At 72.5% G+C, this 20,089-nt stretch carries 18 protein-coding genes; 9 read left to right on the top strand and 9 right to left on the bottom strand.

The annotated features are described in order from the left end of the window. The first annotated feature begins 31 nt into the window (after nucleotides 1–31). Nucleotides 32–199, top strand: coding sequence for a hypothetical protein (locus tag ACZ5C2_RS04150; RefSeq protein WP_468786313.1), 168 nt, complete (start codon nucleotides 32–34; stop codon nucleotides 197–199). 78 nt (nucleotides 200–277) lie between these two features. On the opposite strand, the gene ACZ5C2_RS04145 is transcribed toward ACZ5C2_RS04150, so the two are convergent. After that, nucleotides 278–1,135, bottom strand: a complete 858-nt coding sequence (locus tag ACZ5C2_RS04145) for a MaoC/PaaZ C-terminal domain-containing protein (protein WP_468786700.1) — start codon at nucleotides 1,133–1,135, stop codon at nucleotides 278–280. Between the two features lie 322 nt (nucleotides 1,136–1,457). Beyond that, nucleotides 1,458–2,891, bottom strand: a complete 1,434-nt coding sequence (locus tag ACZ5C2_RS04140; RefSeq protein ID WP_468786311.1) for an MFS transporter — start codon at nucleotides 2,889–2,891, stop codon at nucleotides 1,458–1,460. A 299-nt stretch (nucleotides 2,892–3,190) separates the two neighbouring features. On the opposite strand from ACZ5C2_RS04140, the gene ACZ5C2_RS04135 reads away from it, so the two are divergent. The 6 genes from ACZ5C2_RS04135 to ACZ5C2_RS04110 all read left to right on the top strand — a co-directional run bounded on the left by ACZ5C2_RS04135 (nucleotide 3,191) and on the right by ACZ5C2_RS04110 (nucleotide 9,715). Then, the gene (locus tag ACZ5C2_RS04135) at nucleotides 3,191–3,841 is read left to right on the top strand and encodes a class I SAM-dependent methyltransferase (protein WP_468786309.1); all 651 of its coding nucleotides are present in this window, start codon (nucleotides 3,191–3,193) and stop codon (nucleotides 3,839–3,841) included. Between the two features lie 18 nt (nucleotides 3,842–3,859). After that, on the top strand, nucleotides 3,860–4,834 hold the full coding sequence (locus ACZ5C2_RS04130; protein WP_468786307.1) for an N-acetylmuramoyl-L-alanine amidase: 975 nt from the start codon (nucleotides 3,860–3,862) through the stop codon (nucleotides 4,832–4,834). A gap of 159 nt (nucleotides 4,835–4,993) precedes the next feature. Next, nucleotides 4,994–5,860 (top strand): hypothetical protein, encoded by an 867-nt coding sequence (locus ACZ5C2_RS04125; RefSeq protein ID WP_468786305.1) that lies wholly within the window; start codon nucleotides 4,994–4,996, stop codon nucleotides 5,858–5,860. 186 nt (nucleotides 5,861–6,046) lie between these two features. Next, nucleotides 6,047–8,515, top strand: a complete 2,469-nt coding sequence (locus tag ACZ5C2_RS04120; RefSeq protein ID WP_468786303.1) for a nitric-oxide reductase large subunit — start codon at nucleotides 6,047–6,049, stop codon at nucleotides 8,513–8,515. Further along, nucleotides 8,512–8,886, top strand: coding sequence for a hypothetical protein (locus tag ACZ5C2_RS04115; RefSeq protein WP_468786301.1), 375 nt, complete (start codon nucleotides 8,512–8,514; stop codon nucleotides 8,884–8,886). The genes ACZ5C2_RS04120 and ACZ5C2_RS04115 overlap by 4 nt, the downstream gene beginning before the upstream one ends. Before the next feature lie 70 nt (nucleotides 8,887–8,956). After that, nucleotides 8,957–9,715, top strand: a complete 759-nt coding sequence (locus ACZ5C2_RS04110; protein WP_468786299.1) for a helix-turn-helix transcriptional regulator — start codon at nucleotides 8,957–8,959, stop codon at nucleotides 9,713–9,715. On the opposite strand, the gene ACZ5C2_RS04105 is transcribed toward ACZ5C2_RS04110, so the two are convergent. The 4 genes from ACZ5C2_RS04105 to ACZ5C2_RS04090 form a co-directional block, all read right to left on the bottom strand. Then, a complete protein-coding gene (locus ACZ5C2_RS04105; RefSeq protein ID WP_468786297.1) occupies nucleotides 9,712–10,092 on the bottom strand; it encodes a putative zinc-binding protein in 381 nt (126 codons plus the stop codon). The genes ACZ5C2_RS04110 and ACZ5C2_RS04105 overlap by 4 nt on opposite strands. A 143-nt stretch (nucleotides 10,093–10,235) precedes the next feature. Then, nucleotides 10,236–12,977: a multicopper oxidase domain-containing protein gene (locus ACZ5C2_RS04100; RefSeq protein ID WP_468786295.1), complete on the bottom strand. Its 2,742-nt coding sequence runs from the start codon at nucleotides 12,975–12,977 to the stop codon at nucleotides 10,236–10,238. Next, complete coding sequence (locus tag ACZ5C2_RS04095) at nucleotides 12,974–14,200, bottom strand: hypothetical protein (RefSeq protein WP_468786293.1); 1,227 nt, start codon at nucleotides 14,198–14,200, stop codon at nucleotides 12,974–12,976. The genes ACZ5C2_RS04100 and ACZ5C2_RS04095 overlap by 4 nt, the downstream gene beginning before the upstream one ends. After that, nucleotides 14,197–14,895 carry a helix-turn-helix transcriptional regulator gene (locus ACZ5C2_RS04090; RefSeq protein ID WP_468786291.1) on the bottom strand — a complete coding sequence of 233 codons (699 nt, stop codon included), beginning with the start codon at nucleotides 14,893–14,895 and terminating at the stop codon, nucleotides 14,197–14,199. Before ACZ5C2_RS04090 ends, ACZ5C2_RS04095 begins: the two co-directional genes overlap by 4 nt. Nucleotides 14,896–14,968: 73 nt before the next feature. Between ACZ5C2_RS04090 and ACZ5C2_RS04085 the strand changes: the two genes are divergently transcribed. Both ACZ5C2_RS04085 and ACZ5C2_RS04080 read left to right on the top strand, forming a co-directional pair. Beyond that, nucleotides 14,969–15,757, top strand: a complete 789-nt coding sequence (locus ACZ5C2_RS04085) for a DUF2249 domain-containing protein (protein WP_468786289.1) — start codon at nucleotides 14,969–14,971, stop codon at nucleotides 15,755–15,757. Between the two features lie 72 nt (nucleotides 15,758–15,829). After that, on the top strand, nucleotides 15,830–16,123 hold the full coding sequence (locus ACZ5C2_RS04080; RefSeq protein WP_468786287.1) for a hypothetical protein: 294 nt from the start codon (nucleotides 15,830–15,832) through the stop codon (nucleotides 16,121–16,123). Nucleotides 16,124–16,342: 219 nt separating this feature from the next. Here ACZ5C2_RS04080 and ACZ5C2_RS04075 read toward each other — a convergent pair whose 3' ends face one another. Genes ACZ5C2_RS04075 through ACZ5C2_RS04065 form a run of 3 tightly spaced genes read right to left on the bottom strand, consistent with a single transcriptional unit; the run spans nucleotide 16,343 to nucleotide 19,673 of the window. Beyond that, nucleotides 16,343–17,446: a prenyltransferase/squalene oxidase repeat-containing protein gene (locus ACZ5C2_RS04075; RefSeq protein WP_468786285.1), complete on the bottom strand. Its 1,104-nt coding sequence runs from the start codon at nucleotides 17,444–17,446 to the stop codon at nucleotides 16,343–16,345. Beyond that, nucleotides 17,443–18,189, bottom strand: coding sequence for a class I SAM-dependent methyltransferase (locus ACZ5C2_RS04070; protein WP_468786283.1), 747 nt, complete (start codon nucleotides 18,187–18,189; stop codon nucleotides 17,443–17,445). Before ACZ5C2_RS04070 ends, ACZ5C2_RS04075 begins: the two co-directional genes overlap by 4 nt. Beyond that, on the bottom strand, nucleotides 18,183–19,673 hold the full coding sequence (locus ACZ5C2_RS04065) for a glycosyltransferase family 4 protein (protein ID WP_468786281.1): 1,491 nt from the start codon (nucleotides 19,671–19,673) through the stop codon (nucleotides 18,183–18,185). The genes ACZ5C2_RS04070 and ACZ5C2_RS04065 overlap by 7 nt, the downstream gene beginning before the upstream one ends. Nucleotides 19,674–20,089 lie beyond the last annotated feature (416 nt).

Raw genomic sequence — 20,089 nt, 5'->3', positions numbered from 1 at the left:
GAAAGATCATGTTTACGGGGTGAATTTTCCGATGAACGACGTCATCACACATCAGGCGCATTCCGCCGAGGACGGACAGGCCACCACCGGGCAGGGCAGGCACCGGGGACCGGTCTCCATGCAGGAGGCCGAAGCGTCCCCGCGTGGCCGCCACCGCAGGCCGGCACCGGAGCACGAGCACGTGGAGTCGGCCGCCTGACGGCACCTCAGGCACCGTTGTCCGAAGGGGCCCCGTCCGTCGCACACCGACGGGCGGGGCCTTTCGCCGTCCACCCGGTCAGGAGTGTGTGACGGTGGTGTCCGCGAGCACGGGGGCCTCTCCCCGGTCGACCGCTGCGACGGCCACCGTCACCTCGCCCTCCCCGCGCCACATCCGGATCCGCAGCGTCTCGCCCGGGTACACGACCCCCGCGAACCGGGTGCGGTAGGAGCGGACGCGGGTGACGTCACCGTCGAGCAGGGTGTCGACGACCGCCTTGAGGGTCATGCCGTAGGTGCACAGCCCGTGCAGGACGGGCCGTTCGAACCCGGCGAGGGCCGCGAACGCGGGGTCGGCGTGCAGGGGGTTCAGGTCGCCGGTGAGGCGGTAGAGCAGGGCCTGGTCCTCCCGGACGGTCAGGTCGAGGGTCCGCTCCGGTGGTCGCGTGGGTGCCTCGGCCCGCGTGGACGGGCCGCGTTCGCCGCCCCAGCCGCCTTCGCCGCGTACGTGGATCCGCGCGTCGCACGTCCACAGGGGGCCGTCGGTGCCGGCCGCCTCGGTGCGCAGGACGAGGAGCGCCGCCGTGCCCTTGTCGTAGACGGCGGTGATCCGCTCGGTGGTGGTGGCGTGGCCGTGGGCGGGCAGGGGGCGGTGCACGGTGAGCGACTGGCCGCCGTGCAGGACGCGGGCGAGGTCGACGTCGACGCCGGGCACGGTCAGCCCGGCGATCACCCCGGGCGGTCCGCCGCCCGCGACGGTGGCGAAGCTCGGCAGGACGTGCAGCCGGGACTCCAGGGTGTAGCGCAGTTCGCCGGGGTCGGTGGCGGGCCGGCCGGCACCGATGCCGAGGTGGTAGAGCAGGACGTCCTTGGCGGTCCAGGAGATCCGGGCGGTACGGGGTGGGGCGGCGAGCGCCTTGGCTGCGTCGAGGGGCACGGTTCTCCTGGTCACCATCGCCGGAAGCGTCCCCTTGCGGGTGAGGACGCGGCATTCTGTATAGCGGCAGGCGGGACGTTTGTCGTGCCGGAGGCCGTGCGAGCGGCTCTGCCCGCGGACGGAGCGGGCCCTCGGGTCACCGGCGTACTCGACCCGGGTGGCGATCCGCACCCTGGTCCGGTCCCGGCAGGCCGCTTCCCCGCGCGGTCCGGCCGGATGGATGCGGCACGAGGCGACGGGGGCGGCGCCCCGGACCGTCTCCCCGGTGGAACGAGGGCGCGTACACCGGCGCCGTGACCGACGTGCGTCCACTCACCACCGATCAGTGGCCGGCCCCCGCCGCCCGGCGGGGCAGCCACACCCACATCAGCACGGCGCCGACCGCCAGCACGGCCGTCCCCACGCCGAACACCCGCGCGTACCCCTCCGTGAGTGCCTCAGGTGTCCGGACTCCCGCCGTGTGGGCGGCCGCGATGGTCGACATGACGGCGAGGCCCAGGGAGCCACCCATCGTGCGGGAGGTGTTGATCAGGCCGGAGACCAGGCCGGCCTCCTCCGGTGCCGCGCCGGACGTGGCCAGTGCGGCCAGCGGGGTCCCGGCGAGGCCGGCGCCCAGCATCATCAGGATGCCGGGGAACATGATCACGGTCAGATACGCCCCGTCCACGGTCATCGTCGACTGCCATCCGAACCCGGCCAGCGCGATCAGCGTGCCGAGCACCGCCACCGTGCGCGGTCCCGCCGTACGCATCAGACGGGGCGCGAGTTTGGAGCCGAGGACCACGGCGAGCGAGCTCGGCACCAGGGCGAGGCCTGCCTTCAGCGGGGTGTAGCCGAGCACGTTCTGCGCGTACAGGGTCATGAAGAACCACATGCAGAACATCGCGGAGCCGCTCAGGAACATCGCCACGTTCGCCGACGCCACCGGCCGCAGCCGCAGCAGCCCGAGCGGCATCAGCGGGGTCCTGGTCCGCGCCTCGACGAGGAGGAAGAGCGCGATCAGGGCGAGCCCCGCGCACAGGGGCACCAGGGTGGCCCCCGCCGTCCAGCCCTCCGCCTCGGTCTGTGAGATGCCGTACGCCAGGGTGGCGAGGCCGGCCGTCACCAGCACCGCGCCCGGCAGGTCGAGCCGCCGTCCGTCCCCGGCCCGGCTCTCCGCCAGCCACCGGGCCGCCCCGGCCAGCACCACCACGCCGACCGGCACGTTGATCAGCAGCACCCACCGCCATGACAGCGCGTCCACCAGCAGCCCGCCGACGAATCCGCCGGCCGCGCCACCACCCGCCCCGACGGCCGTCCAGGTCGCGATGGCCCGGGCCCGGGCCGCGCCCTCCGGCACCGCCGAGGTGACGATGGTCAGCGTGGAGGGTGCCAGCACGGCCGCCCCCAGTCCCTGCGCCGCCCGCGCCAGCAGCAGCTGCCATCCCTCCTGGGCCAGCCCGCCCGCCAGCGAGGCCAGCGTGAACAGGCCGAGGCCGATAAGGAACATACGCTTGCGCCCGTAGAGGTCACCGGCACGTCCGCCGAGCAGCATGAAGCCGGCGAAGGCGATGGCGTAGGCGTTGACCACCCACTGCAGCCCCTGCTCGTCGAGGGCCAGCCCCGTGCGCATCGACGGCAGCGCGACGTTCACCACGGAGATGTCGAGGACCACGAGGAACTGCCCGGCGCAGGCCAGCGCCACCACCAGCCACCTGGGAGACGGGGTACGGCCGGGCACGCGGGTGGTGTCGGTGGCTTCGAGCATGGACGCCATGCTCTCAACCCGTCCGTGTCCCACGCACCGGCATTTCGGTTGACACCGGCCGCCGCTGTCCCGGGCGGTTCGGCCCGAGCAGTGTCGGCCCGGGCGGGAGCGCCGATGGATCGACTGAAGAGGAAACCAATAGGATCCGCGCCCGCTCCCCCTCACCGGGGGCGGGCGGAGTCCTGGCAGCCGGCGGCGACGCGGCACGGAACTCCGCTACCCGCCGGTACCCCCTGTCGCCCGGCCTCACCGGGGTACGGCAGCATGGCCCCGTGCACACACGGACGACCCCGGGAGAGGCAAGCCCCATGTCGATGGCACCCGAGCCCGGGATCGTGGCCGCGTTCGAGGCGGCGAAGGGCTTCATGCCCGTGGACGAGGGCCTGGCCCTGTACGCGGCGGCGGCCGAGGCCGGCCGGCTGGGCCTGCCCCTGCTGGAGGTCGGCACCTACTGCGGCCGCTCCACGATCCTGCTCGCCGACGCGGCCCGCTCGGCCGGTGTGTCCGCGCTCACCGTGGACCACCACCGCGGCAGCGAGGAGCAGCAGCCCGGCTGGGACTACCACGACCCGGAGACGGTCGACCCCGAACTGGGCCTGATGGACACCCTCCCCTCCTTCCGCCGCACCCTGCACCGGGCGGGCCTGGAGGACCACGTGGTCGCCCTGGTCGGCCGCTCCCCGCAGATCGCGGCCCTGTGGGCGTCCCCGCTCGCCCTCGTCTTCGTCGACGGTGGCCACACCGACGAACACGCCACCGCCGACTACGAGGGCTGGGCCCCGCACGTCACCGAGGGCGGTCTCCTCGTCATCCACGACGTCTTCCCCGACCCGGCCGACGAGTTCACCGGCCAGGCCCCCTACCGCGTCTACCTCCGCGCGCTCGCGTCCGGCGCGTTCACGGATCTCTCGGCCACCGGCTCCCTGCGCGTACTGCGCCGTACCGGCACGGGCATCTGACACCGCTAGGGTGGCTGCGTGTCGTACACAGGTCCCGGCTTCGAACCTCCCCAGCCCCGACGGTCCCGGCGGGGCCCGCTGACCGTGGCGCTCGCCGCGCTCGTGTCCGGGGGCCTGCTCGGGTGGGGGGTGTACGCGGCCGTGGACGGGTCGGGGGACGACGAGGGCTCGGGAAGTGCCTCTGCCTCCGCGTCCACCGCGTCGCGTACGCCGTCGGCCTCCGCCCGGAGCGCGTCGCCGTCCGCCGGTGGCGAGGGCAGGAAGCCCAGCTCCTCCGCCACCGCGGAGTCCCCCTCGGCCTCCGGCCCCGCCGCGTCCGGCCCGCTCAAGGGCAAGGTCGTCGTCATCGACCCGGGACACAACCCGGGCAACTTCCAGCACACCACCGAGATCAACCGCCAGGTGGATATCGGGACGAACCGCAAGGCATGCGACACCACCGGCACGTCCACCAACGACGGTTACGCGGAAGCGAAGTTCACCCTCGATGTCGCCCACCGGATGCGCACGCTGCTCGAAGAGCGGGGCGCCACGGTGAAGTTGACGCAGGACGCCGACCGGCCGTTCGGCCCGTGCGTGGACGAGCGTGCCCGGATCGGCAACAGGGCGAAGGCGGACGCGGTCGTCTCGATCCACGCGGACGGCTCCGGCACCGGCAATCGCGGCTTCCACGTGATCCTCCCGGGCGCCGTGAACGCCGGTGCCGCCGACACCCGGGCCGTCGTGGAGCCGTCACGCGACCTCGGTGAGCGCATCGCGGGCAACTTCGTCCGCGCCACCGGCAGCGCGCCCTCCAACTACACCGGCGGCGGTACCGGTCTCGTCACGCGTAAGGACCTGGGCGGTCTCAATCTGTCAACGGTTCCCAAGGTGTTCATCGAGTGCGGCAACATGCGCGATAGCAAGGACGCGGCACTGCTGACCAGCGGTGCCTGGCGGCAGAAAGCGGCGCAAGGGATTTCCGACGGAATCGTGAGTTTCCTGCGCGGGTAGGGATCAGCGCAGTGATCCGGGCGGACAGCCCGATCGTACGGACGATAGTGTCGCCCGTACGATGAGGGGCCCACCCCCGCGCTTCGCACCGGACCCTTCGGGCGACATGGTGACAGCGACGCCTCTTCCGACGACGAGACGACCTACGAAGGACCTGAAGTGAATATCCGCTCCCTCACTCGAGGCGACGGCGTGGTGATCGGAGCAGCGGTATTGCTGTTCATCGCGTCGTTCCTCGACCTCTACTCCGTCGACGGCGCGCCCGACAGCCTCGACATTCCCAGCCTGTGGTCGAGCGGTCCGGTACTGCTCGGTGTCGTGCTGGCGGGCATCATCGGCGCGGCGCTCATCGTCGTCACCCGTGGCCTGCCGCAGTCGCCGAAGGTCGCGGGGCTCGACCTCGCCCAGTTCGGCGTGGCCTTCACGGTGTTCGCCGCATGGAGTGCGCTCGGCAACATCTTCGACGTGGCCGGCGGCGCCGACAACTTCAGCGGCGGGGGCGACGGACCCGACCCCGGCACCGGTCTGATCCTCGCCCTCATCGCCACGCTCGTCATGGCCGCCGCGGCGGTCGCCACCCCGCTGGTCCCCGCCCTCAAGGGTGCCCTCCTCCCGGCGGCGCGTCCCGCCGCCCCGCAGCCCTACGGCGCCCAGCCGCCCGGCGGTTACGGCTACCCCGGTGCGCAGCAGCCGGCCTCCTTCGGCGGTCAGCCGCAGCCGGGCCAGCCCGGTCAGCCCGGTCAGCCGGGTCAGCCCGGTCAGCCGGGTCAGCAGCCCTTCCCGGGCCAGCCGCAGCAGGGCCAGCCCACCGCTCCGGCGCCCGCCGGTGACTTCTCGCCGTTCTGGTTCGCCGTGCCGGTGCCCCGGCCGCTGTTCCCGGAGGACGGTTCACCCACGCCGATCGCCGAACTGGCCCCCGGTACCTGGTACCTGGCGGTCGAGCAGCGCGGTCAGGCGCTCGTCGCACAGACGCAGGACGGCCGTCGCGGCGTCCTGCAGGACACGTCGGGCATCCAGCGCGGCTGATCCACGGCCCTTTCCCGTCACGGCCCCCCGCCCTTCCGGGCGGGGGGCCGTTGCGCGTGCACCCGACCGGCCGGGCGCGCGGTGTTTAACCTAGCCCCCCTGTTAATACTAATTTTATTGGTACTACTCTTCGGACAGGACAGAGCGCCCCTCCACGGGCGCCCCATGTCAAGAAGGGCAAGCCACATGGGAGCAGCACCCAGACCACCCGGAACCAAGCGGCCGCGGATGATCGCCCGCGGTTGGGTCCAGGCGGCCATACTCGTCACGCTGGGCGGGTTCTTCGTCCTCGGTTTCCTGGCGATCCGGACCTATCAGGCCCAACCCCCCATTCCCGAGCAGACGGTCACCTCGACCGGCCAGGTCGTCTTCACCGGTGACGACGTCATGGACGGCCAGAAGGTGTTCCTGCGCACCGGCCTCATGCAGTACGGATCGATCTACGGCCACGGCGCCTATCTGGGCCCGGACTTCACGGCCGACTACCTCAACCGCAGCGCCACGATCGTGCGCGAGTCCTATGGCGGCGCCGACTCGGCGGACGCCCACGACCGCACGGTCGACGACTACCGCACCAACCGCTACGACGACAGCACCGGGACCCTGGTGTGGAGCGACGCGCAGGCGGCCGCCTTCCCCGAGCTGGTGAAGCACTACGGCGACCTGCTCGGCAGCCCGGAGGGCAAGCAGGGCCTCAAGCCGGACGCGATCACCGATCCCGAGGAGATCCACGACGTCACGGCCTACTTCGCCTGGACGGCGTGGACGGCCGCCGCCGAACGTCCCGGCCACGACTACTCGTACACCAACAACTGGCCCTCGGAGCCGCTGGTCGACAACGAGCCGACCGGTCACACCGTGACCTGGAGCGTGCTGTCGCTGATCTTCCTGCTGGTGGGGACCGGCGCGCTGTTCGCCGCGTTCGGCCGCTGGAACTTCCTCGGCTGGCACCGCCGTGACCACCGGGAGCTGCGCTTCCACTCACCCGACCGGGTCCGGCTCACCCCCGCGCAGCGCGCGACGGCCTGGTTCTTCCTCGTCATGGCGGGACTGTTCCTGGTCCAGGTGCTGCTGGGCTCCGCCGCCCAGCACTACCGGGCCGACCTCCAGAGCTTCTTCGGCATCCCGCTCGACCGCTGGCTGCCCTACAACCTGGTCCGCACCTGGCACACCCAGCTGTCGATCTTCTGGGTGGTCACCTCGTTCCTGGCCATCGGCATCTTCATCGTCCCGCTGATCGCCCGCGGCTGGGAGCCCCGCCGGCAGGCCCTGCTGACCCGGATCCTGCTCGGCGCGCTGGTCGTCGTGGTCGTCGGCAGCCTGCTGGGCGAACTGGCCGGTCAGCGCGGCTGGCTCGGCGATCTGTGGGCCCAACTGGGCAACCAGGGCTGGGAGTACCTGGACCTGGGACGGGTGTGGCAGACCCTGCTGACCATCGGCATGGTGATCTGGGTCGTCATCCTCTTCCGCGGGCTGCGCCGCCGGCTCCAGGGGGAGAGCGTCGCCAACATGCCGTGGCTGTTCTTCCTGGCCGCGCTCGCCCTGCCCGCCTTCTACGCCGTCGGCCTCCTGGCCACTCCCGACACGCAGTTCACCGCCGCCGACTTCTGGCGCTTCATCGTGGTGCACCTGTGGGTCGAGGACTTCATGGAGCTGTTCACCACCGCGACGGTCGCCTACCTCTTCGTCCTGCTGGGCGTCGTCCGCGAACGGGTGGCGCTGTCCGTCATCTTCCTCGACATCGTGCTGTACGGCGCGGGCGGTGTGATCGGCACCATGCACCACCTGTACTTCTCGGGGGAGCCCGCCGAGCACCTGGCGCTCGGCGCCACGTTCTCCGCCCTGGAAGTGGTGCCGCTGCTCTTCCTCACCGTCGAGGCATGGAGTTTCCTGCAGATCGGCGCCCGCCGCCACAGCCCGTCGGAGACACCGTTCCCGCACCGGTGGGCGGTCATGTTCCTGGCCGCGGTCGGCTTCTGGAACTTCCTGGGGGCCGGTGTCTTCGGCTTCCTGGTCAACCTGCCGATCGTCTCCTACTACGAGATGGGCACCGGCCTGACCGCCAACCACGCGCACGCCGCGATGATGGGCGTCTACGGCATGCTCGCGGTCGGCTTCGCGGTGTTCGCGCTGCGGTATCTCATCCCCGAGAACAAGTGGTCCGACCGCTGGCCCCGGATGGCGTTCTGGTCGCTCAACCTCGGCCTGGCGTGGATGTCGTTCGCCACCCTGCTGCCCAGCGGCGCCCTCCAGCTGTACAAGGTGGTCGAGAGCGGCTACGCGGACGCCCGCAGCCTCGGCTATCTGCAGGGTGACACCAACGTGTTCCTGGAGTGGCTGCGACTGCCCGGGGACGTGGTGTTCCTCGTCGGAGGCGTGCTGCCGGTGCTGTGGATGACCTGGCTGGGCGTACGCCATCGCGTCGGCAGGACCCGGCAGCCGGGAGACGAGGAACTGAGCCTGCTGTTCACCGAGGTGGGGCCCGTCATGGCGAAGCCCACCGACTCGGGGAACGAGGACGAGGACACGGACGAGTACACGGGCCGGGGGGAGGACTCGGACGACTACACGGGCCGGGGCGAGGATGCCGACGCGGACGCGAGCCGGAACAAGGACGCGGACGAGGACCTGGCCGGTGAGGGGGTGTCCCCGTGAGCGGTGAGACCCTGCTCGCCGCCGGATACCTGACGGTGCTGCTGCTGGTCGGCATCGGCCTGGACATCTACGGCCGCCAGAGCACCGGCGCCTGGGAGTCCCGTCTGTTCGCCGGATACCACCGGGCCGTGAAGGAGGCCCCGGTACCGGTGCGCCCGGACGCGTGGCCGCACTCGGAGGTGCACCGCTTCCACCGGGCCGTCTCGCTGTTCGTCTCCGTCGTCGCGATCGCGCTGGCGGCAGCGGAGGCGGTCCGCCACCACGCCCCGGCGGAACTCGCCCTCCTGCTGGCGGTGTCCGCACCGCACGGTCTGCTCCTCACCCTGCTGGGACGCCGGCTCTACCACACCAAGGTCGCCCCGCCGGAGTGACCGGAGACAGCGCGTAGGGGTTAGAGACAGAATCTCCTGTTTCTAACCCCTACAGTTGTACTATCCACACATGGCCCCACGACGACAGCTCACCGATCCCGGCACCGGCGGTCCGGCCCAGCGCGGGCGGCGCGCCGCCGTCCTGCAGATGCTGCGCGAGGCGGACGGCCCGGTGAGCGTGGCCGACATCGCCGCGCACGCCGGCATCCATCTCAACACCGCCCGCTTCCACCTGGACGCGCTCGTCGCCGACAACCTGGCGGTACGCGGCACCGCGCCGCGTGACGAACCGGGACGGCCCAAGGTGGTCTACTCGGCCGCCGCCACCGACGGACCGGACGGTTCCCGCAGTTTCCGGCTGCTCTCCGACATCCTCATCGGCGTCGTCTCGTCCTCGGTGGAGGACCCGGTCGCCGCCGCGACGCGGGCCGGTCACTCGTGGGGCGCCTATCTGACCGACGCTCCCGCCCCCACCGAGCGCATCAGCGCCGAGGAGGGGGAACGCCGGCTGGTGGCGACCCTGGAGGACATGGGCTTCGTGACGGAGCCCGAGGCGGAGGAGACCGGGACGGGTGCGGACGAGACCGGGACGGGTGCGGGGGCGGACCCGGACGGCGGCGCCGACCGGCGGCTGCGCCTGCACCACTGCCCGTTCCGCGAGGTGGCACAGCACCGCCCGGACATCGTCTGCGCAATCCACCTGGGCCTGATGCGCGGCACGGTGGAGACCCTTCGGGCCCCCCTTGCCGCCGAGGGCCTGGAGCCCTTCGTCACCCCGCACCTGTGCGTGGCGACCCTGCGGCGCACGGGTAACGGCACCGGCGCCTAGGAGGAACCCGTCTCCTCGCCGATCCGGGCGATCAGTCCGTCGAGCACCCGCTCCGCCTGCTCCGGGTCGAAGTCCTCCCCCAGCCGCTTGCGCACGCCGTCGTCGCTGAGGAGATGGTGCACGGCCGGCGTCACGCCGTGCCGGGCGAGGCAGTTGCGGGCGCACTGCAGCACGCACCCGTCGATGGCGACGACCGGCCGGTCGCTGCGCGCCTTGCGCACCAGGCTCGGCACGTCCCCTCCGACACCGGCGATGCACGACATCTCGGCGATGCCGCGCCGGTCGAGCTGGACCGCGATCCAGTTGGTCATCTGGGCCGCGCTCGAACAGCCCGAGCAGGAGTAGACGAGCGGCAGATCACGGCGGCGGCGGTTCACGGAGGCCTCATTCACAACGGCTCACTCACTACGGCTCACTCACAACGGCGGGATCGCGCGGTGCGCTCCGCGCCAGGCTAGGTCCGGTGCGCCGACGGGCTCATGGGCCCATCGGGGCACCGGTACAGGGCCGTTCGGCCCGGTCAGCGCACGCGCAGCACACCGTGTGCACCGCGTTCCGCGTCGCTCATGATGTGCGTGACGAACGGGTAGTTGCCCGCCTCGGGCAGGGTCAGCTCGACGAAGCCGCCCGACGCGGGGGCGAGATCGAGGACCTGTGCGCCCCCGCGCTCCGGGTTGCCCGGCTTCAGGTCGTACGCACCCTCACGGAACACCGTGTCGAACTGCCCGCCCACGACGTGGAAGGCACTGGGCACGTTCGGCCCCGCCGTCAGCACCCAGATCCGTACGCGCTCATCGACCTTCGCCGTCAGGGGGTCGTGGTCGTACTGGTTGGCGTACCCGTTGAAGGCGACCATGTCGGGCTCCTTCGCGTTCAGCTTGCCGGCGTCGGCCGTCCCGTTCTGCTCGCCGAGGTAGAACTCGGACTGCACCAGCAGGTACTCGCGGTCCACGGCCGGCAGGTCGGGCGGGTCGATGACCACGGCGCCGAACATGCCGTTGGCGATGTGCAGGGACATCGGCATGGTGGAGCAGTGGTACATCCACACCCCGCTGCGGGTGGCCTTGAACCGGTACGTCAGCGACTCGCCGGGCTGGATGGTGCGCATCGGCCGGTCCGGTGCCAGCGCTCCGGCGTGGAAGTCGACGGAGTGGCCGAGGCTCCCGTCGTTGACGAGGGTGATCTCGAAGGTGTCACCGACGCGGCCGCGCAGGACGGGCCCGGGGGCCGTTCCGCCGAAGGTCCACAGCTTCTGCCGTACACCGGGGGCCACGTCGGCCTCCGCCTCCTGCACGGTGAGGGTGCGCTTGTGCAGCCGGGGGCCGGACGCCTCCGAGGCGGGAGGAAGGTGGGCGTCGCGTGCGGTGAAGCCGTCGGCGGGTTCGGCCATCGGGTCGAAGGCGTCCGCGGCGGAGGCGCCGTCGCCTTCGGATGCCGTCCCGCCGTGGTCGTGCCCGGTGCCGTTCTCCTTCGACGTCCCGTTCTCCTTCGACGTCCCGTTCTCCTCGGCGGCCTCGTTGTCCTGCGCGGCTGCGCCGTCCCCGGTGACCTCCACCGCGAAGACCATGCCCATCTGCCGGTGTCCGACCACCGAGCACCAGCCGTCCAGGTCCCGGCCGACGACCCCCGCGTCCAGCGTCGCCCGCTTCCCGGGGGCGAGCCGGTCGGTGCGGGCGCCGGTCTCCAGGACCAGGTCGTGTGTGTCGGTGCCGGTGTTGTGCAGTTCGACCACCAGGCGGTTGCCGGCGGGCACCTCGACGGAGGCCGGGGAGAAACGCATGCCGCGGATCGTCACCTCGACCGTCGTGGTGTCACCGGTCGGCGTCACCTCGCCGCCGTCCGCGCTCGTCGCGGCGGACCGCTCCAGGATCGGCAGCGACCGCACGTCCGCCGCACCGCCGCCCGCGACGGCCAGCATCACGACCGCGAGCCCGACGGCCACGCCCCCGAGCACGCGGTGCGGGGTCGCCGGCCCGTCCGGGACTGCCGGTGCGGCCGCCCCGTTCCGACGGTTCCGCAGGCCCCGTACGACCGTGAGGACCAGCAGGACGAGGAAGTGCAGGAGCATCACCAGGAGCAGCACGGAGCTCACCACCCGGACCATGGACGGCACCGGGAGGACGCAGAGCAGCAGCGCGGCGTTGGTGATGGTCAGCCTGGCGGGCCAGGCCCGTTCGAGTCCGGCGGTGGCGGCGCGTACAGCCGTGGGGCCGCCGCCCAGGACCACGGGGACGAGGAAGCTGAGGGCGCCGAGCAGCACCTGGGCGATCCAGCCCGCGGCGAGCGGCGCGGTCAGCAGGGACGTGCGCTCCGCCACCGTGATCCAGGACGTCGTGGAGAGCAGGATGCCGGCCAGGACCAGCAGTGACCCGGCGAGCCAGAGGCTGCCCGCGGCCACCGACCAGGCGGCGAAGGAGCGCGGGGTCTTCGCCCGGGCCTCGCGCACCCACGGGATGCCCGCGACGACGAGCCCGGCGGCGTAGGCGGCCACCCCGGGGGCGGCCAGCGCCGGGGGCCCGAGCAGGGCGGCGGCGACGGCCGCGCCGAGTCCGGTGAGCAGCACGGGCAGGGCGCGGCGCCCGGCCCGTTCCGCGCCGTCCGCCACCCGGGTGCGCAGCATCGTGGGCCACAGGGTGATCAGCGTTCCGGCCACGGTGAGGCCGACCCAGCCGAGCAGGTTGATCAGCTCGTGCGCGATCAGCAGCCGGTCGGGGAGGTCCCCGCCGAGGTCACCGCGGGCCATGACGACGCCGAGCGCGGCCCCCACGGGCAGCAGGGCGGCGGCGGCTATGTAGTAGCGCACGGTCATGGTGAACCGGCCGGGCAGCGCCCGGCGCAGCAGCCGGACCAACCACACGGCGTGGGCCGTGACGGCCGCCGCGACCAGACACGCGCCGACGAGCACGACGGCCCACCGGTCGAAGAACATGCCGCCGATGACGGCGACGGCTCCGGCGTTCAGGCAGACCAGCCGCAGGGCGGCCGGGGCGCCCCGGTTCGATTCCGGCAGCCGGAGCACGGACGCGGCGAAGTGGCCCGACCAGATGACGACGGCGTTGGTGACCGCCCCGAGCAGCAGCGTGTGGACCAGCAGCCAGGACGCGTGCGGCAGGAAGTGGTGGGCGCTCCCAACCGCGGCGAACAGCGCGAGCCAGGCCACCACGACGGCGTTCACACCGAGGTGCCACAGCGCGCGCGGTGATCGTCCGGGGGGCGTCGGGGCGGGGCCGCTCGCCGGGGGTGAGGACAGTTGCGTGGTCACCGGGTGTTCCTCGGGTCGGCGGAGACGGGGCCGGCGGAGTCGGCGGAGTCGGCGGAGTCGGCGGAGTCGGCGGAGTCGGCGGAGTCGGAGACGGGGCCGGGGGAGACGGGGTCGGGGGACCTGGCAGGGGTGGCGGCGCGTCGGGTGGCCGCCACCGACGAGGCCGCCGCCGTCAGGACGAAGAGCAGCACCGCGACGATGTTGAGCACCCCGCCGAGCTGCCACGCCCCGCGGATCTCCCGCAGGTCACCGACCACCACGCGCAGGACGAGGGAGAGGTGCAGCAGCCAGGCCGCCACCGCGAGCCCGGGGTGGTAGGGCAGCGGGCGGCGCAGTACGGCGGGCAGGATCACCGGGGCGTGCGCCATGATCATCGACATCACGAAGCCGAGGAACACGGCGTGCACCACGGCGTCGTAGCGGCTCCCCTCGGCGACCGGGCCGCCCAGCAGCCACAACGCGCCGGCCAGGCCCAGCCACGCGTAGCCGGCGAGCAGGCAGGCGGCGGAGAAGCGGGGCAGTCCGGTGGAGCGCAGCAGCCGGCGGGCGACGTCGTGCGCGACGAGCCAGGCGACCAGCGCGAGCAGGGCGGCACCGAGGAGCAGCGTGCCGGTGGCCGGCCACATCAGGGTGGTGACGACTCCGGTGACGACGGCCCCGAGGCAGGCCACGAAGGTCGGCTCGGCGTGCGGTGTGAGAACTGCCACACGGGCCAGTTCGAGTCGCTCGCCCGCGATGGTCAGGACGAGGAAGGCGACCAGCCAGGGCAGCAGCCGCGGGACGTCGAGGCCGCCGAGCCACAGCAGCGCCGCGCCGAGTCCGGACACCGCGCCGGCGCCCTGGGCGAGCAGGGCGGCGCTCGGCTGGCGGCGCCAGAAACGCGTGTACAGGGCGGTCAGTGCGAGGCTCCCGGCGACGAGCAGCAGCCGCGGGACGGTCAGGTCCACGGGGGTGAGCAGCAGCAGGCCCCCGGCGCCCAGTCCGGCGGGGGCGAGGTAGCCCCATCGGCTGCCCAGGGCGACCGCGCGTTCGAGCGCCACCAGCGTGCCGGCGAAGCCCAGCACCAGCAGCACCCCGTGCACCTGGGGCAGACGGTCATCGGTGACCGGGGCGGGGAGTCCGAGCAGGAGGAGTGCGGCGTCGAGCCCGGCGAGCAGGCAGAGGCCGGCGGCCAGCAGCAGAGGGGCGCGGCGGGCGCCGGCCCGCCGGGCGGCGGTGGTCATCGGGATTCTCCGGACGGTCGGCTGAGGGTGTCCAGGTGGAGGCGGCAGGCGTCGGATTCGGCGAAGGGCAGGAGCTCGATCTCCTGGGGGTTCTCGCCCAGGGCGGCGAGGGCGGCCCTGGCCAGCCCTTCGTGGACGCCGCAGATGACACCGGGGTGCTCGCGGGCCGTCTCGACGAAGGGGCAGCGCGGCAGCCGGACGTCGCGCGCCTCCGGGCCGGCCTCCGGTGCGAAACCGATCTCCTCGAGCAGGTCCAGCAGCCGCTCGCGTGCCTCCCGCGGATCCGCCGACGGCTCCTGCCCGGACGTCAGGACGCGCCCCCAGTCCTCGCCCGCGGCGAGGGCGTCCCCGCGCGGATCGGGGCTGGTGCGGGCGATCCGGGCGGCCAGGACGGCGGCGAGACCGGCGTAGTGCCGGGCGGGGGACTCCTGCGGCGGGCGGGCCCGGTAGCGCCAGGCGGGTCGGCCGCGTCCGGAGGGGGCGGACCGTTCACGGGCCGCCAGACCGTCGTCCACCAAGGCGTCCAGGTGCTCGCGGACGGTGTTGACGTGCAGCGCGCACACCTGGGCCAGGGCGGTGGCGGTGACGGGACCCGACTGGCCGCGCAGATATTGCAGGACTCCGCTGCGTTGCCGGGACAGCGGAACACGCTGCGCTCCGCTGCCGGGGAGCGGGCCGTTATTTTCCACGGTCATGCCCGTACTATATTGCAGACATGGACCCGGCCGAACCGGACGGGTCGCCCACGGCTGGAAGGACGGCCCCCTGATGAGCACCCTCACCCTCGCATCGGACCCCAAGGACGCGGCGGCGGTCGAAGCCGTCGAGGCACATCACGCCCAGCTGGCCGGTGAGCTGGCCGGACGGGTGGCCATGCTGATCGCCGCCGCGGACCGCGACCCGGCCGGGGCCGACGAGGTCCGCTCCGGACTGGTCGCCTTCTGCGACCGGGACCTGATCCCGCACGCGGTCGCCGAGGAGGGCACCCTCTACTCGGCCGCCCGTGACCTGCCCGAGGCCCGTCTCCTGGTCGACGGCATGCTCGCCGAGCACCGCAGGCTCGTCGCGCTGGTCGACGCGCTGCGCGAGGCCGGCTCGGCCGTGCGGGCGGCGGCCGACGGCCGTGCGCTCCAGGTCCTCTTCGAGGAGCACCTGGACAAGGAGAACAACCTCATCCTGCCGCTGATCGCCGGCGCCCCGGACATCTCCCTCGCCGGGCTCCTGGCGGGCATGCACGAGCTGCTCGGCCACGAGCACGGCAGCGAGGAAGGCGCGGAGGCCGGCGGCGGAGGCTGTGGCGGCACGTGCGGATGCGGCGGTTCGGACGACGTGGAGGTGCCCGAACTCGACGTCCGGGAGGTGCCGCACGCCCTGCGTCACGCCACGGTGTTCGGCGCACTCGGTGCCGTACCGGCCGGACAGGCCATGCTGCTCGTGGCACCGCACGACCCGCTGCCGCTGCTGCGGCAGATCGAGGACCGGCACCCGGGTGTCTTCGCGGTGGAGTACCAGCAGCGCGGCCCGGAGGCCTGGCGGCTGCTGCTCACCCACCGCTGAGCTCACGCCCATCTTCCGACTGGCCCCGAACGTCCCGGGTTTCAACCGGGCGTTCGGGGCCAGTCGGAAGGTATGTCCCCTCGATATCGCTCTGGTTCCACCTCCGCGGGGACGGTCATCGCGGTGATCGCGGACATCATGGCCGTCATTCTCGGACTGTGGATTCTGATGTACCTGCTGGACGCCAACCGGGCCAACGACCTGGTCCAGTTCGTCCATGACGCGGCCAACTGGCTCGCGGCCTGGTCACGTGACCTGTTCACGTTCGACGAGGAGTGGGCCCGGGTCGTCGCCGGCTACGGACTCGCCGCCGTCGTCTACCTGTTCATCGGCCACACCATCGCCGGCCGCCTGCGCCGCAACTGAACCCGCCCCGCCCGGTACGGACATCACCGCAACCCGGTCACGTGACCGGGGGTCCGGGCACCCCGGCCGGGGGCCGACCAGGGCCGCGGCGACGGCACGGCGACGAGCCCGGCTACGGACTCGCCGCCGTCGTCCACCTGTTCACCTGTTCACCGGCCACACCATCGCCGGACGCCCGCGCCGCAACCGAAGCGCATGGCGGCCTGCGGTGGGGCCGGTTCAGAGGAGCGCGCAGCAGTCCGGGTCCAGGCCCCTGGGCAGGTGATCGCCGCCGAAGACCGCGCAGGTGGGCTCGTGGCCGCCGAGTGCGGCGACGGCCAGCAGCAGTGAGCCGGCCGTCCACGTCGTCAGCTCGCGCGGCCAGATCGCGTCGTCGTCGAAGACGTACCCCGTCCAGTACAGGCCGGTCCCCGGATCGCGCAGGTGCCGGATCGACTGGAGCACCTCCAGCGCCCGGTCGGACTCGCCCATCGCCCAGAGCGCCAGGGCGAGTTCGGCCGACTCCCCGCCGGTCACCCACGGGTTGGGCACCACACAGCGCACCCCGAGCCCGGGAACGACGAATCGCTCCCAGCCCTTCTCGATACGGGCCTTGGCCTCCGCGCCGGTGAGCGCACCGCCGAGCACCGGGTAGTACCAGTCCATCGAGTACCGGTCCTTGTCCAGGAACCGCTCCGGGTGGTGCCGGATCGCATGCCGCAGCGCGCCCGCCGCCAACTCCCAGTCGGGCTGCGGCTCTTCGCGCTGCTCGGCGATGGCCAGCGCACAGCGCAGCGCGTGGTGGACGGAGGAGGAGCCGGTGAGCAGCGCGTCCGCGGTGGCCGTGCCGTCGTCGTCGCGCCGCCAGCCGATCTGCCCGCCGGGCTGCTGCAACCGCAGCACGAACTCCACCGCGGCGCCCACGGTGGGCCACATGCTGTCCAGGAAGGTGTCGTCACCGGTGGCGAGGTAGTGGTGCCACACCCCGACCGCGACATAGGCGACGAAGTTGGTCTCCCGGCCCCGGTCGGTGATGTCGGACACGTCGCCGTCGGCATAGGCGGCGTACCAGGAGCCGTCCTCCAACTGGTGCCGGGCAAGCCACCGGTACGCCCGCTCGGCCGCTTCGTACTCACCCGCCGTGTCCAGCGCCATCGCGGCCTCGACGTGGTCCCAGGGGTCGAGGTGATGGCCCCGGAACCACGGGATCGCACCGTCCTCCCGCTGCACGGCGAGAATCCCGGCGACGGTCGCGGCGGCATCATCGGCCGTCAGAACACCGGGCAGGACGAGGTGTTCGGTCCGAGGGATCCGGGAATCGCGAGGAGTCCTGGAGGTCGTCACGTGGCGTCCGCCCCGGCCGCGGCGCGCGGCAGATGCGGTTTGGTCGCGTACGCCACGAAACTCTTGCCGATCACCGGGTTCAGCACCCGCTCGGCGAGCTGGGTGGCCAGCGGCTTCTTCATGATGTCCCAGACCAGCAGCTTGTGGTACGCCCGCACCGGCAGCGCCTTGTCGTTGTCCACGCCGAACGCGCACTTCAGCCACCAGTACGGCGAGTGCAGCGCGTGCGCGTGATGACTGCCGTACGGCCTGAGGCCCGCCTCGCGGATCTTCGCCAGCAACTCGTCCGCCTTGTAGATGCGGATGTGGCCGCCCTCGACCTCGTGGTAGGCGTCGGACAGTGTCCAGCACACCTTCTCCGGGCCGTAGCGCGGCACGGTGATGGCGATCCGCCCGCCGGGCCTGAGCACCCGCACCATCTCGGCGAGCACGCCCTTGTCGTCCGGGATGTGCTCCATCACCTCGGAGATGATGACGACGTCGAAGGACTCGTCCGGGAAGGGCAGGGCGAGGGCATCGCCCTCCATCGCCGTGGCGGTGGCCCCGGCGGGCGCCTCCCCGGCCTCCTTCATCGCCGCGAACCACGTGGCGACCTCGCGGATCTCCTCCCCGTTCCGGTCCAGCGCCACGACCTGCGCACCGCGCCGGTAACACTCGAAGGCGTGCCGGCCGGCCCCGCATCCGAGGTCCAGGACACGGTCGCCCGGGGCGAGCGGGAACCGGGAGAAGTCGACGGTCAGCACGTGGCCCTGCTTTCACGGTCGGAGGAGTCGGCTGCGGTCACGGGTACGGCGCCCTGGTCCGCGAGGGTGCCCGGGACGGCGCCCGCGTCCGCGAGGGTGCCGGAAAGGACGTCGGTGCCGGCCGGGGACGGACGGCGCGCGGCCGGTTCCGCCGCACGGGCGGCCCCGGCGTCCCGGCCCGCGCCGGCCCTCGCCATGGCTTCGCGGTAGCGGGCCACCGTGCCCTCGGCCGCGCGCGCCCAGGTGAAGTTCCGCAGCACCCGTTCCCGTCCGGCCGCCCCGAGGCGTGCGCGCAGCTGCGGGTCCCCGAGCAGCCGGGTCAGCGCGGCGGCCAGCGCTCCCGGGTCACCGGGCGGTACGGCCAGACAGGTCTCCCCGTCGCGGCCGGCGACCTCGGGGATCGCACCGCCGGTCGTGGCGACCAGCGGGGTACCCGTGGCCATGGCCTCGGCGGCCGGCAGGGAGAAGCCCTCGTACAGCGACGGCACGCACGCGACCTGCGCCGACCGCACCAGGTCGACCAGTTCGGCGTCCGAGATGCCCTTGACGAACTCGACGGCGCCCTCGAGGCCGTACCGCTCCATGGCCTGCGCGACGGGCCCCTCCGCGGGCCGCTTGCCGACCACGACGAGATGGGCGTCGGGCTGCTCGGCCCGTACCTTCGCCAGCGCCTCGACGAGGAAGACCAGCCCTTTCAGCGGCACGTCCGCGCTGGACGTCGTCACGATCCGGCCCGGTACGACGGCCACCGAAGGATCGGGCGAGAACAGGTCGGTGTCGGCGCCGATGTGGACGACGTGGATACGGTCCTGCCGTACGCCGAGATCCTCGATGATCTCCTGGCGCGAGGTGCCGGAGACGGTGAGCACGGACGGCAGCCGGCGCGCCACCCGCTTCTGCATCCGCGTGAAGGCGTACCAGCGGCGCACCGAGAAACGCCGCTTCCCGTTCTCGGCGGCGTCCAGCTCGAGGCGCCGGTCGACGGTGATGGGGTGGTGGATCGTGGTCACCAGCGGGGCGCCGATGTCACCGAGCAGGCCGTAGCCGAGCGTCTGGTTGTCGTGGACGACGTCGAAGTCGCCGCGCCGGGCGCGCAGATGGCGGCGGGCACGCAGGGAGAACGTCAGCGGCTCGGGGAAACCGCCGGTCCACATCGTGCCGACCTCGAGCGCGTCGATCCAGTCGCGGTACTCGCCACGCCCCGGGGTGCGGAAGGGGTCCGGCTGGCGGTAGAGGTCGAGGCTGGGGAGCTCGGTGAGGCTCAGCCCGTCGTACCCCTCGTCGAGGACGGCGTAGGGCTGGGCGCCGATGACCTCGACGCGGTGTCCGAGACGGGCGAGCTCGCGGGAGAGGTGGCGTACGTAGACACCCTGGCCACCGCAGAACGGGTTTCCCTTATAGGTGAGGAGTGCGATCCGGAGCGGTCGCAAGCCGTCGGATGCGAGGCCCGCCGAGGGCCCGGCCTGACTGGCCTCAGCGGTCACTCTGGGCCCCCTTCTCCCTGCACTGTCCCGCGACATTACGCCGGGACGCTAACCTAGAACAAGTTTCAGAGTTGATCGTCTGGAGGATCTGAATCTACCGGCAGGTAGGGATGTTGTGAGCGGTGGATCAGGTGATTCACGCCACGACGGACAGCGTGCCATGCTGTCCGACCATTCACCCTCACCGAGTGTCACGGACGGGACCCATGCCCGCGGAAGCCAACAGGACCAAGGCGACCAAGGCAGCCAATGCGGCCGATCAGGCCACCACGGCCGATGCGGCCGGTGCAGTGAAGGCAGCCGAGGCGGACGAGTCGAGCAAGGCCGGCAAGGCGGCGCGGCCCGATGCCGGCACCACGTGCGCCACCTCGGCCTCGGCCTCCGCCCCTGCCGCCCACCGCACCGCTCCCGCCGCC

Source organism: Streptomyces sp. NPDC031365, assembly GCF_055569765.1.
This window is presented reverse-complemented; position numbering and strand designations above follow the sequence as displayed.